Raw genomic sequence first — 13,257 nt, 5'->3', positions numbered from 1 at the left:
GCCGCAGCCATGCGGGGAAGATTAAGGGGAACGGGCGCTCCGCGCAGGGAGGGACACCCGCGCGCGGCCCGCTGTCCGGATCGCGCTGCGCGAACGCGGATCGGGTTTGCACCGCGGTCCGGCCGTGCGGGCCGGGCGTGGGACACTCTCCGTCGTGAGTGCCAACGACATTCCCCGGACCGCAGACGCCGCGCCGACGGGCGCCGCCCCCGCCCCCGCAGGGCAGCCGCCGACGGCGTCCGCCGCGCACGACTCCGCCTTCCTGCGGGCCTGCCGGCGCGAGCCCGTGCCGCACACCCCGGTGTGGTTCATGCGCCAGGCCGGGCGGTCGCTGCCCGAGTACCACAAGGCCCGCGAAGGCACCGCGATGCTGGAGTCCTGCATGCGGCCCGACCTGGTCACCGAGATCACGCTCCAGCCGGTGCGGCGGCACCGCGTGGACGCCGCCGTCTACTTCAGCGACATCGTCGTCCCGCTCAAGGCCATCGGCGTCGACCTGGAGATCAAGCCCGGCGTCGGGCCCGTCATCGCCCAGCCGATCCGCAGCCGCGCCGACCTCGCGCGACTGCGCGACCTGACGCCCGAGGACGTCTGGTACGTCACCGAGGCCATGGGGATGCTCACCGCCGAACTCGGCACGACGCCGCTCATCGGCTTCGCCGGCGCGCCCTTCACGCTGGCCAGCTACCTCGTCGAGGGCGGCCCGTCGCGCAACCACGAGCACACCAAGTCGCTCATGTACGGCGACCCGCAGCTCTGGGCCGACCTGCTCGACCGGCTCGCGGACATCACCGCCGCCTTCCTCAAGGTGCAGATCGAGGCCGGCGCGAGCGCCGTCCAGCTGTTCGACTCATGGGTCGGCGCGCTGGCCCCCGCCGACTACCGCCGCTCGGTGATGGCCGCCTCGGCGAAGGTGTTCGACGCGGTCGCCGGATACGGCGTCCCCCGCATCCACTTCGGCATCGGTACCGGTGAACTCCTGGGCCTCATGGGCGAGGCCGGCGCCGACGTCGTCGGTGTCGACTGGCGCGTGCCGCTGGACGAGGCCGCCCGCCGCGTCGGCCCCGGCAAGGCGCTCCAGGGCAACCTCGACCCGGCCGTCCTCTTCTCCTCCACGGCCGCCGTCGAGGAGAAGACCCGCGAGGTGCTGGACGCGGCCGCCGGCCTGGAGGGCCACGTCTTCAACCTCGGGCACGGCGTGCTGCCGGCGACCGACCCGGACGCGCTGACCCGGCTCGTGGAGTACGTCCACACGCAGACCGCGCGCTGACGCGGGCGGCACCCGCCGGCACCGCGTCCTCGCGGGCCGGTGTCAGCGGGTGCTCCACTTCTGGTTGTCCTGCCCGTTGCAGTCCCAGAGTTGCAGCCGCGTGTTGTTGGCGGTCACCGCGTCCTTGACGTCCACGCACTTGTTCGCCTGCGGATTGACCAGGTCCGCGCTGGAGTTGAGCCGGAACTGCTGAGCCGGGTTCCCGCTGCACACCGCGAGTTGGATGACGGCGCCGTTCGCCGACGAACCCCACGCGACGTCCATGCACAGCCCCATCGAGCGGATCGTGCCGTCCGAACGGAAGTCCCACTTCTGCCAGTTGGCGCTGTTGCAGCTGTAGATCTCCAGCGGGGTGCCGTCCTTGCCCTGGTGGCCGACCGGCTCGATGCAGCGGTTCGAGGCGTGGCTGTAGATGGTGGTGCCGGGCGCGGCGGTGACGGTCTTGGTCGCGGTCGCCTTCGTGCCCGACGACTTCTTCGTCGTGCCGCCCCCCGACGCCTTCTTCTTCACGGCGTCGGACGCCTCCTGCGTGCTCGAAGCCGCCGCACCGCCCCCGGCAGCGGCCGCGGCGCCGGCACCGCCCTTAGCCGTGCCGTCGTTCTTCGCCTTGCCCTTCTTGTGCTTCGGGTCGCTCGGCGAGGCGCTGCCCGGTGAACGGTCCGGCGAGGCCGACGCGTACGCGCCCGCCGCGCCCGCGGGCTGATCGTCGAGCACCGTGCCGCCCGGGCCGCCCACCTCGGCGGCGCGCGGGCTGTCGTCGCCGCCGCCCGTCATGCCCGACACCAGGAACGGCACCCCTATCAGCAGCGCGCCCGCGATGACCGCGCCGGCCAGGATGCCCTTCGAGGGACGGCCGGGGTGCGGCGCGGCGGCCGCCTCGCCGTCGGCACCGCGGCCGTCGTCCGCGGACGCGGCCGCCGCCGCCTCCGGCTCGCTCGCGGCGCTCTCCGGGGCGTCGGCACCCTCGCCGCCCGCCGCCGCGGCCGGTTCGCCGTCCGGGCCGTCACCGTCGGCCCGGACGCCCCCGGTGAGGGCCGCCGCGGCGAGGGCCGCCGTGTCGGTGCCCGCCCCGCCGAGCGGCGCGGGGCCCTCGGCCTCCGGCTCGGGTTCGGCCTTCGGGTCCACGCCCGCCCCGGCGGACGCCGCCGCCCCGGGCTCGGCGTACAACTCCTCGGCCTCCGGGTGCGGGCTGCCGCTCCCGGGCCGCGCGGCGGTCGGCGCGGTGGTGGACGCCGCCGCGGAGTCCGGGGCCTGCGGCTCGGTGGCCTCGGCGGGCTCGCGAGCCTCGGAGGCGGCCTCGGCCGCTCCGGGCCGCCGCTGGGGAGCGCTGTTGCCGGACATGGTGTTCCTTCCGTGCGGAGGTCCGGTGGCCGGGGGCCGCCGGAGTTGCTGAGGTGGGTGACGCGTCGTCAGTGGCCGCCGGTTTCCACGGCGGTTGATACGGAGAAGCGGTGTCCGTCGAACAGGAGGACCAGCGGTGCGCCGTCGTCGGGGCCGGACCTGACCTCGGCGGTGCCCGGACCACGAACGACCACCGGCCGTCCGGTGTCGCGGGCGACGAGCGCCGCGACCGTCGCCGCGTACGCCGGTGAGTCGGTGCGGGCCAGCAGCAGGTTCACACGCTGGGCCACGGTCAAGTCCGCCTCGGCGACGGTCAGTACGCCATTCTGCATGATCGCCTGAGCGCCGAGTGCCGGGGTGAGCGCTTCGATACCGGTCAGTTCCGACGTCGTGACCCGATCGCCGTCCGCGGGCAACGTGACGCCGTCGGGCAGCTCACGGTTCGTCAACTCGTGCTGCACGAAGGCCAGTAGAGCGGTGTGCGGATCGGCGGCACCGGCCCACGCGGGCGTGTTCCCGGGCACCTCCGGCCCGGTGTCCCCGCCCAGCGCGGGGCTCCCGCCGCGCCCGCCCGCCGGGGCCTGCGGGGCGACCTCGGTGCCGCCGCCGGCCTGCTGCGCGGAAGCCTGCTGGTGGTAGGCGTACCAGGCCCACTGCTGCGCGGTCCTGTGGGCCTGCCAGATGTGCGGGAAGCCGGGCAGGTAACGGGCCACGAAATCGTCGTACATCCGGGTCGGGCCGCCGGGGTACGAACTCGGCGGCGTCCCCAGGAAGGCGTCGTAACCGCGCAGGAAGTTCTCGATGCTCGCGTCGTTCAACAGGTGCGCGTACTGGCGGATCTCGCGGGCCACGGTCGCGTACCGGCGGCTCACGTAGTCCATCCGGTCCTGGTGGAACCGCTCCGGGCTCTGGCCCCCGCGGTCGTCGAGTCCCAGCTCCTCGCGGATCTGCGTCAGGTCCGCGTACGCGAAGCCGCGCTTCATTCCGTACGCCGCGACCGGCTTGCGGAAGGGCGACGTGGGGTCCGGCGGCTGGTAGGTGTTCGTCGCCGCCGAGCCCAGACCGCCCGAGGCGCCGGGCTGGAGGCCGAACTCCTGCGAGAGCCTGCCCGAGGCGGTGGGCGGCTCGCTGACGTGAATGCGCTCGTAGCCGGGGGCCAGGCCGCCCTTGCGGGTGAGCCCGTCCCCTCTCTGGTCGTGCCACGCCTCCATGCGCTGGCCCCCGGAGGCCTCGTACTCCTCCAGGTAGCGGACGCCGTGGCCGATCAGCGCGACGGCCTCCAGGTTGCCGGATCGGAAGCCGATGTGCCGCACGCCGTGCTTGCGGTGCAGGTGGTCGTAGAGCCGGAACTGACCGGTACGGGTGTCACCGCCCCACGAGGCCCGGCCCGGGTCCTGGCCCCGCCAGAAACCGGTGATCTGGTGGATGTTCTGGTTGCCCAGCTCGGTGCGCATGTCCCGGACCAGCTCGTCCCACTTGCCCGCCTTGTCGTGCCCGGGGTGGGGGTCGCCGGTGATGATGACGGCCTTGTAGTCGCCGGCCAGGTTCCGGATGAGCTGGCGGGTGCCCTCGAAGCTGGTGTCGTGCTCCATCCGGCCCCGGAGGTCCGACCACTGCCGTACCTTGCCCGTGAACCGCGACCACAGGACCAGGACCTCGCCCTCGCCCTCCGGCAGGTGAATGCCGCGGCTCGCCAGCCAGTTGGTGATCTGCGCGTCCCGGTGGTCCCCCAGGTTCCACGCGGCGCGCATCTTGTCGCGCAGCTCCTCGGAGAACGCCTGGGCCACGTAGTCGGTGCCGTCCGTGACACCCCACAGCTCCTTCACCTGGTACATCTCGGTGAAGGACTTCTGGATGCCCCAGTGCTCGCGGGCGATCCGGGTGGCCTCGTCGTTCAGCGGGCGCCAGACACTGCCCTGCTCCAGGCTGGGCAGGTCGAACGTCCAGATCCGGTCCGGGGAGATCCCGCTCTCCAGGTAGAACGCCTCGATGGCGGCGGACTTGTCCCTCACCGGATCGTGCCCCGGCTGGCCCGGACCGGGGCCCCGCCCGATCAGGACGTGCAGGTTCGGCAGGTCGAGCAGGGTCGCGAGGATGCCGAACTGGTCGCCCGAGGCGTAACCCGGCTGCATGATCAGGGAGTTCTCGGGCGAGTTCCCCCTCGGCCGCAGACTCTGGTGGACCCTGGGCGCCACCGCGGTCTCCACGGGGCCGACGACCAGAGTGCCCGGTGTCGTCGCCGCCTTCCACGTCGCGTTCTTGCGCCCCGCACCCGTGGGGTCGGAGACCGGGTCGACCCAGACGTGGCTGCGGTCGTGACCCTGCGCCGTCTCGCGGGAGTCGGCGGCGTCGCCGAGGTCGCCGATCACGGCACCGATGAGCGCCAGGTGGCGTCCGCGCAGGCCGCCTTGGCGCAGTCCTTCGGGTGCGGTGGCGCGGTAGTTGCCCTGGAGGCTGCCTTCGACGTCGGGGCGGTGCGGGGTCGTCTCGTCGCGGTATTCGTCGCGGAGGCCGATCTGGTGGCCCAACTCGTGGGCGATGTCGATGGGTTCGGCGTCGGCCCACCAGGAGCGCTGGTCCATGGCCCTGTCGCGGTCGACGAGGTCGACGGTGAGGTGGGGTTCCTCGCCGGGGAGTGCCTGGACGACGGTGACGTGCAGGCGGTCGCCGTTGGGGAGGCGGTACTGCGGGCTGTTGAGGTACTCCTCGACGCCGTCGAGCGTGCGCTGCCAAACGGCCTGCGTGTCATGGCCGTTGTCGCGGCCGTTGTCATTGTCGCGGAACGCGATCCGCACGGTCAGGTCGGTCGTCGGACCGTTCCCGTCGGTGAACCGTCGCGCCTGGAAGGCCGAGCGGACGACGAAGCGGGGGATGCGGTTGCGCACCCTGCGAGGAGCGCTCGGCCTCGAACCGGTCGACGTGGCCTGCCCGTTGGACGTCTGGGTGGCCGACTCCGACTCCGACTCCGGGTCCGGTGACGGGGAGTCGGTCGGGTCCGTGGTGGCGGCTTGGGGTGCGCGGGGAGTGACCTCGCCGTTGTTGCCGGTCTGCTGCTGGGCCTGCTGTGCGTTGTAGGCGGCCCAGGCCGCGTGCTGCTGGACGGTGCGCAGGGTCTGCCAGAGCCCGGGGAAGGTGGGCAGGACGTACTCGGTGAAGGTCGAGTACATCGCGGTGGGGCCGCCGGGGTAGTTGGCCGGCGGGGTCGCGAGGAAGTTGTCCCAGGACTGGAGGTAGGGGTCGGCGTCGAAGCCCTCGACGAGGTGGGCGTACTGGCGGATGTAGGTCGCCACGGCGCCGTACCGTCGCCGGACGTTGGCGAGGCGCTGCTCGTTGAACTGGTCGGTGCTCTGGCCGTCTTCGTAGAGGCCGAGTTCGTCCCGGATCCTCGTGAGGTCGGCCTGGCTGAAGCCGCGTTCCATGCCGTAGGCGGCGATGGGCTTGCGGAAGCCGGTGGCCGGATTGGGCGGCTGGAAGGTCCCGGCCAGGGGGGAACTGGACTGCGGGTCGTACGCCTTGGAGAGGCGCCCCGAAGCCGTGGGGGGTTCGCTGACGTGGATGCGTTCGTAGCCGGGCGGCATGCCGCCGCGGCGGGTGTTCCCGGTGTGGGTCTCGTGCCAGGCCTCCATGCGACGCGCCCCGGTGGCGTCGTACTCCTCCAGGTAGCGCACGGGGTGACCGATGAGCGCGACGGCTTCCAGGTTGCCGGAGCGGAAGCCGAGATGCTGGGCGCCATGGACGCGGTCCAGGTGGTCGTAGAGGCGGAACTGTCCGGTGCGGGTGTCGCCGCCCCAGGCTTGTCCGGGGTCGTTGCTGTTCCAGAAGCCGGTGAGCTGGTGGATGTTGGGGTTGTTCAGCTCGGTCCGCATCTCCTGGACCAGCTCGTCCCACTTGCCGTGCTTGTCCGCGTCCGGGTGCGGGTCGCCGGCGATGATGACGGCCTTGTAGTCCTGTCCGAGGCTGCGCAGGAGTTGGCGGGTGCCTTCGAAGCTGGTGTCGTGTTCCATGCGGCCGCGCAGGTCCGACCATTGGTTGGCCTTGCCGGTGAAGCGTGACCAGAGAACGAGTACCGGGCGGGTGTCGTCGGCGGGCAGGACGATGCCACGGTTGGCGAGCCAGGTGTTGACTGCCGTGTCGTGCTGGGGGCCAAGACCCCATGCGTTGCGGAGGTCGTTGCGTACTTCGGGGGAGAACTGGGCGGCGACCATGTTGGTGCCGTCGGTGACGTTCCAGAGTTCCTGGACCTGGTACATCTCGGCGAGGTCTTTGTTGATTCCCCACTGTTCGAGGGCGAGTCGTTGTCCCTCGTCCTTCAACTGGTCCCAGACCATGCCCGGTTGAACGGTGGGCAGGTCGAGGGTCCAGATGCGGTCCGGGTCGATGCCGCTCTCGACGTAGAACGATTCGATGGAGCGGGACTTGTCCACCGGGTTGTGTCCGGGCTGGCCGGGGGCGGGGCCTCGGGCGATCAGGACGTGGAGGTTGGGGTCGGCGATCAGCGCGGCGAGGATGCCGAAGCGGTCGCCAGAGGAGTAACCCGGCTGCATGATCAGCTTGTTGTTCGGCGAGTAGACCGCCGGGCGCAGGGACTGGTGGACGCGCGGGGCGACGGATTCCGTGGTGGCGCCGGTCGGGTTGGAGACCGGGTCGACCCATACGTGACTGCGGTCGTGGGCGGTCGCGGTCTCCCGGGTTCCAGCCGCGTCGCCGAGGTCGCCGATCACGGCGCCGATGAGGGCCAAGTGGCGCCCACGCAGGCCGCCTTGTCGCAGCCCCTCGGGTGCGTCGGCGCGGTAGTTGCCCTGAAGGCTGCCCTCGATGTCCGGGCGGTGGGGCACCGTCTCGTCGCGGTATTCGTCGCGGAGGCCGATCTGGTGGCCCAACTCGTGCGCGATGTCGATGGGTTCGGAGTCCGTCCACCACGATGTCTGGTCCATCGGGCGGTCGCGTCCGACGAGGTCGACCGTGAGGTGCGGAGTCTCGCCGGGGAGCGCCTGGACGACGGTGACATGCAGGCGGTCGCCGTTGGGGAGGCGGTACTGCGGGCTGTTCAGGTACTCCTCGACGCCCTCCGCCGTCCGCTGCCAAACGGCTTGCGTGTCATGGCCGTTGCCGTCGTTGCGGAACGCCACCCGCACCGTCAGGTCCGTGACCGGCCCGTCCGCGTCCGTGAACCGCCGGGCCTGGAAGCCGGACCGGACCACGAAACGCGGCGTGCGGTCACGTCGCCCGCGCGGGGTGGCCGGCTTGGGCGTGGTGGTCGGAGTGTCGGTCGGGTCCGTGGTGGCGGTCCGGGGTGCGCGGGGGGTGACCTCGCCGTTGTTGCCGCTGGTCTGCTGCTGGGCCTGGGACTGCTGTGCGTTGTAGGCGGCCCAGGCGGCGTGCTGCTGGATGGTCCGGTGCGTCTGCCAGAGGTCCGGGAAGTACGGCAGGACCTGGGTGGTGAAGTAGGAGTACATCCCGACCGCACCGCCGTACTGCGCCGGGGTGGTCGCCATGAACTGGTCGAAGGACCACAAGTACGCCGCGGCGTCGAAGCCCTGTACGTGGTGGGCGTTGGCGCGGATGTAGTTGGCGACAGCGCCGTAGCGCCGGCGTACGTAGTCCAGCCGGTGCCCGTCGAACTGCTCGGCGGTCTGCGGGTCCTCGTCCAGGCCCAGTTCTTCGCGGATGCGTTCCAGGTCCGTCTGGTCGAATCCGCGCTGCTTCCCGTACGCCTCCACGGGCTTGAGGAAACCGGTGTTCGGGTCGGGCGGCTGGAACGTACCGGCCAGTTCGGACCTGGAATTCGGGCTGTAGTCCTTGGAGAGCCTGCCCGACGCGGTGGGTGGTTCCTTGACGACGATCCGCTCGTAGCCGGGAGCCATGCCGCCCCATGTGGTCCGACCGGTGCCGTCGTCGTGCCAGGACTCCATGCGGACCGAACCGGATGCCCCCTGCTCCTCCAGGTAGCGCACGGCGTGCCCGATGAGGGCGACGGCTTCGAGGTTGCCGGAGCGGAAGCCGAGGTGCTGGGCGCCGTGGACGCGGTCCAGGTGGTCGTAGAGGCGGAACTGTCCGGTGCGGGTGTCGCCGCCCCAGGCATGCCCGGGATCGTTGCTGTTCCAGAAGCCCGTGAGCTGGTGGATGTTGGGGTTGTTCAGCTCCGTCCGCATCTCCTGGACGAGGGTGTCCCACTTGGTGGCCTTGTCCTGTCCCGGGTGCGGGTCGCCGGCGATGATGACGGCCTTGTAGTCCCGTCCGAGGCTGCGCAGGAGTTGGCGGGTGCCCTCGAAGCTCGTGTCGTGCTCCATCCGGCCGCGCAGGTCCGACCACTGCAATGCCTTGCCCGAGAACCTCGACCACACCACCAGGACGGGGCGGTTGTCGTCGGTGGGCAGGACGACACCACGGTTGGCGAGCCAGGAGGCGATCGCGGGGTCGTGGTGGGAGCCGAGGTCCCAGGCGTCACGCACCGCGTTCCGCACCTCGGGGGAGAACTGCTCGGCGACCAGGTCGGTGCCGTCGGTGACGTTCCACAGTTCCTGGATCTGGTACATCTCGTCGAAGTCCTTGTTGATGCCCCACTGTTCGAGGGCAAGCCGGGCACCCTCCTCCTTCAGTTGGTTCCAGACCACGCCGGGTCGGACGGCGGGCAGGTCGAGGTTCCAGATGCGGTCCGGGTCGATACCGCTCTCGATGTAGAACGCCTCGATGGAGCGGGACTTGTCGCGTACGGGGTCGTGGCCGGGCTGGCCGGGACCCGGGCCGCGGGCGATCAGCACGTGGAGGTTGGGGTCGGCGACGAGTGCGGCGAGGATGCCGAAGCGGTCGCCGGAGGAGTAACCCGGCTGCATGATCAGCCTGTTGTCGGGCGAGTAGACAGCCGGGCGGTCCGCTTGAGGTGTGCGGGGGGCGACTGCCTGGGTGTCCGGGTCCGGGTCCGGGTCCGGGTCCGTGTCCGCGTTGCCCGTGGGGTTGGAGACCGGGTCGACCCATACGTGGCTGCGGTCGTGGGCCGTCGCCGCCTCCCGCGGGCCGGTGGCCTCGCCGAGGTCGCCGATCAGTGCGCCGATGAGGGCCAAGTGGCGCCCGCGCAGGCCGCCTTGGCGCAGTCCTTCGGGGGCGGTGGCGCGGTAGTTGCCCTGGAGGCTGCCTTCGACGTCGGGGCGGTGCGGGGTCGTCTCGTCGCGGTATTCGTCGCGGAGGCCGATCTGGTGGCCCAACTCGTGTGCGATGTCGATGGGTTCGGCGTCGGCCCACCAGGAGCGCTGGTCCATGGCCCTGTCGCGGTCGACGAGGTCGACGGTGAGGTGGGGTTCCTCACCGGGTCGCGCCGACTCGACGGTGATGTGCAGGCGGTCACCGTTCGGGAGCCGGTACTGCGGGCTGTTGAGGTACTCCTCGACGCCTTCCGTCATCCGCTGCCACACGGCGTCCGTGTCGTGCCCGTTGCCGTCGTTGCGGAACGCCACCTTCACGGTGAGTTCGGTGACGGGCTCGCCCTCGTCCGTGAACCGCCGAGCCTGGAACGACGAGCGCACCACGAAGCGCGGAGTCCGGTCGCGTCGCCCGCGTGGGGTGGCCGGTTTCGGGTCCGGGGTCGGGGAGTCGGTCGGGTCCGTGGTGGGGGTCTGGGGTGCGCGGGGGGTGACCTCGCCGTTGTTGCCGCTGGTCTGCTGCTGGGCCTGGGACTGTTGGGCGTTGTAGGCGGCCCAGGCGGCGTGCTGCTGGGTGGTGCGCAGGGTCTGCCAGAGGCCGGGGAAGCTGGGCAGGACGTACTCGGTGAAGACCGAGTACATCGCGGTCGGGCCGCCAGGGTAGTTGGCCGGCGCGGTGGCGAAGAAGTCGTCGTAGGACTTCAGGTACCCCTCGGTGTCGAAGTCGGTCAGCAGGTGGGCGTGCTGGCGGATGTACGTGGCGACGGCGCCGTAGCGTCGGGCGACGCCCAGCAGACGGCTTTCGTTGAACTGGTCGGTGCTCTGGCCGTCTTCGTAGAGGCCCAGTTCTTCCCGGATCCTGACGAGGTCGGTGTGGTCGAAGCCGCGTTCCATGCCGTAGGCGGCGATGGGCTTGCGGAAGCCGGTGGCCGGATTGGGGGGCTGGAAGGTTCCGGCCAGCTTGGAGCTGGACTGCGGGTCGTATGCCTTGGAGAGGCGGCCGGACGCGGTGGGGGGTTCGCTGACGTGGATGCGTTCGTAGCCGGGCGGCATGCCTCCGCGCCGGGTGTTGCCTGTGTGGGTCTCGTGCCACGCCTCCATGCGGCGGGCACCCGTCGCGTCGTACTCCTCCAGGTAGCGCACGGGGTGACCGATGAGCGCGACGGCTTCCAGGTTGCCGGAGCGGAAACCGAGGTGCTGGACGCCGTGCGCCAAGTGGAAGTGGTCGTAGAGGCGGAACTGCCCTGCGCGGGTGTCGCCGCCCCAGGCCTGACCGGGATCGTTGCTGTTCCAGAAGCCCGTGAGCTGGTGGATGTTGGGGTTGCCCAGCTCCGTCCGCATCTCCTGGACGAGGCTGCCCCACTTGGTGGCCTTGTCCGCGTCCGGGTGCGGGTCGCCGGCGATGATGACCGCTTTGTAGTCACCGGCGAGGCTGCGCAGGAGTTGGCGGGTGCCCTCGAAGCTGGTGTCGTGCTCCATCCGGCCGCGCAGGTCCGACCACTGGTTCGCCTTGCCCGTGAACCGTGACCAGAGCACCAGGACGGGGCGGGTGTCGTTGGCCGGCAGGACGATGCCGCGACTGGCGAGCCAGGCGGTGACCGCCGGGTTGTGCTGGCTCCCCAGGCCCCATGCGTTGCGGAGGTCGGTGCGTACCTGGGGGGAGAACTGGGCGGCGACCATGTTGGTGCCGTCGGTGACGTTCCAGAGTTCCTGGACCTGGTACATCTCGGCGAGGTCTTTGTTGATTCCCCACTGTTCGAGGGCGAGGCGCTGTCCCTCGTCCTTCAACTGGTCCCAGACCGCGCCGGGTTGGACCACGGGCAAGTCGAGGGTCCAGATGCGGTCGGGGTCGATGCCGCTCTCGATGTAGAACGATTCGATGGAGCGGGACTTGTCCACCGGGTTGTGTCCGGGCTGGCCGGGGGCGGGGCCTCGGGCGATCAGGACGTGGAGGTTGGGGTCGGCGATCAGTGCGGCGAGGATGCCGAAGCGGTCGCCGGAGGAGTAACCCGGCTGCATGATCAGCTTGTTGTTCGGCGAGTGGACCGCCGGGCGCAGGGACTGGTGGACGCGCGGGGCGACGGATTCCGTGGTGGCCCCGGTCGGGTTGGAGACCGGGTCGACCCATACGTGACTGCGGTCGTGGGCGGATGCGGTCTCCCGGGTTCCAGCCGCGTCGCCGAGGTCGCCGATCACGGCGCCGATGAGGGCCAAGTGGCGCCCACGCAGGCCGCCTTGTCGCAGCCCCTCGGGTGCGTCGGCGCGGTAGTTGCCCTGGAGGCTGCCCTGGATGTCCGGGCGGTGCGGGGTCGTCTCGTCGCGGTACTCGTCGCGGAGGCCGATCTGGTGGCCCAACTCGTGCGCGATGTCGATGGGTTCGGAGTCCGCCCACCACGAGGTCTGGTCCATCGGCCTGTCACGTCCGACGAGGTCGACCGTGAGGTGCGGTGTCTCGCCGGGGAGGGTCTGGACGACGTTGACGTGCAGACGGTCGCCGTTGGGCAGGCGGTACTGCGGGCCGTTGAGGTACTCCTCGACACCCTGCGTCAGGCGCTGCCACACGTCCGCGGTTTCGCCTCCGTCCTCTCGGAACGCAACCCGCACGGTCAGTTCGGTGACCGGTCCGCCGTCCTGCGTGAACCGGCGTGCCTCGAAGCCCGAGCGGACCACGAAGCGCGGTGTGCGGTCACGCCGCCCGCGCGGAGTGCTCGGGCTCGGCTTCGGGGCCGCGGTCTCACCGTGCTCTTCCGCGGCCTTCGCGGAGTTGGCCGGGGTCGACCGGGGGGCGAGGGGGGTGACTTCGCCGTTGTGTCCGGCCTGCTGCTGGGCGTGCTGGTTGTAGGCGGCCCAGGCCGCGTGCTGCTGGACGGTGCGCAGGGTCTGCCAGAGCCCGGGGAAGGTGGGCAGGACGTGCTCGGTGAAGACCGAGTACATCGCGGTCGGCCCGCCGGGGTAGTTGGCCGGCGGGGTCGCGAGGAAGTTGTCCCAGGACTGGAGGTACGCGTCGGCGTCAAAGCCCTCGACGAGGTGGGCGTGCTGGCGGATGTAGGCGGCCACCGCACCGTAACGTCGGCGGACGCTCGCGAGGCGGTGCTCGTCGAACTGGTCGTGGGTCTGGCTGTCTTCGTAGAGGCCGAGCTCTTCGCGGATCTTGGCCAGGTCGGTGTGGTCGAAGCCGCGTTCCATGCCGTAGGCGGCGATGGGCTTGCGGAAGCCCGCGCTGGGCTCCGGCGGTTCGAAGGTGCCGGCGAGCGCGGAGCTGGACTGGGGGTCGTACGCCTTGGAGAGGCGCCCGGACGCGGTGGGGGGTTCGCTGACGTGGATGCGTTCGTAGCCGGGCGGCATGCCTCCGCGGCGGGTCCGGCCGTCGCCCCGGTCGTGCCAGGCTTCCATGCGGCGGGCGCCGGTGGCGTCGTACTCCTCCAGGTAGCGGACCTCGTGGCCGATGAGCGCGACGGCCTCCAGGTTGCCGGAGCGGAAGCCGAGGTGTTGCGAACCGTGCGCACGGTC

At 71.1% G+C, this 13,257-nt stretch carries 3 protein-coding genes (1 of these 3 cut by a window edge); 1 reads left to right on the top strand and 2 read right to left on the bottom strand.

All coding sequences use genetic code 11. The features are described 5' to 3' along the window. The first annotated feature begins 154 nt into the window (after positions 1-154). Positions 155-1,270: a uroporphyrinogen decarboxylase gene (hemE, locus tag ACFZA0_RS33210; protein WP_391023885.1), complete on the top strand. Its 1,116-nt coding sequence runs from the start codon at positions 155-157 to the stop codon at positions 1,268-1,270. 42 nt (positions 1,271-1,312) lie between these two features. Here the strand turns inward: hemE and ACFZA0_RS33205 are convergent, their stop codons facing one another. Both ACFZA0_RS33205 and ACFZA0_RS33200 read right to left on the bottom strand, forming a co-directional pair. Continuing rightward, complete coding sequence (locus ACFZA0_RS33205) at positions 1,313-2,611, bottom strand: ricin-type beta-trefoil lectin domain protein (RefSeq protein ID WP_391023883.1); 1,299 nt, start codon at positions 2,609-2,611, stop codon at positions 1,313-1,315. 68 nt (positions 2,612-2,679) lie between these two features. Further along, positions 2,680-13,257 carry the final stretch of a hypothetical protein gene (locus tag ACFZA0_RS33200; RefSeq protein ID WP_391023881.1) on the bottom strand. 24,351 nt of this gene lie beyond the right edge of the window, so the window shows 10,578 of its 34,929 coding nt (coding positions 24,352-34,929); its start codon lies beyond the right edge, outside the window; the stop codon is at positions 2,680-2,682.

Source organism: Streptomyces sp. NPDC008150 (assembly GCF_042956945.1).
In the GTDB taxonomy this organism is placed as follows: domain Bacteria; phylum Actinomycetota; class Actinomycetes; order Streptomycetales; family Streptomycetaceae; genus Streptomyces.
Note: the sequence above shows the minus strand (reverse complement) of the source record. Positions and strands in the feature narration are given on the sequence as shown.

Bases quoted from the DNA above. Each gene is read 5' to 3' on its own strand.
- ACFZA0_RS33205 (WP_391023883.1), bottom strand. From the start codon at position 2,611: ATGTCCGGCAACAGCGCTCCCCAGCGGCGGCCCGGAGCGGCCGAGGCC.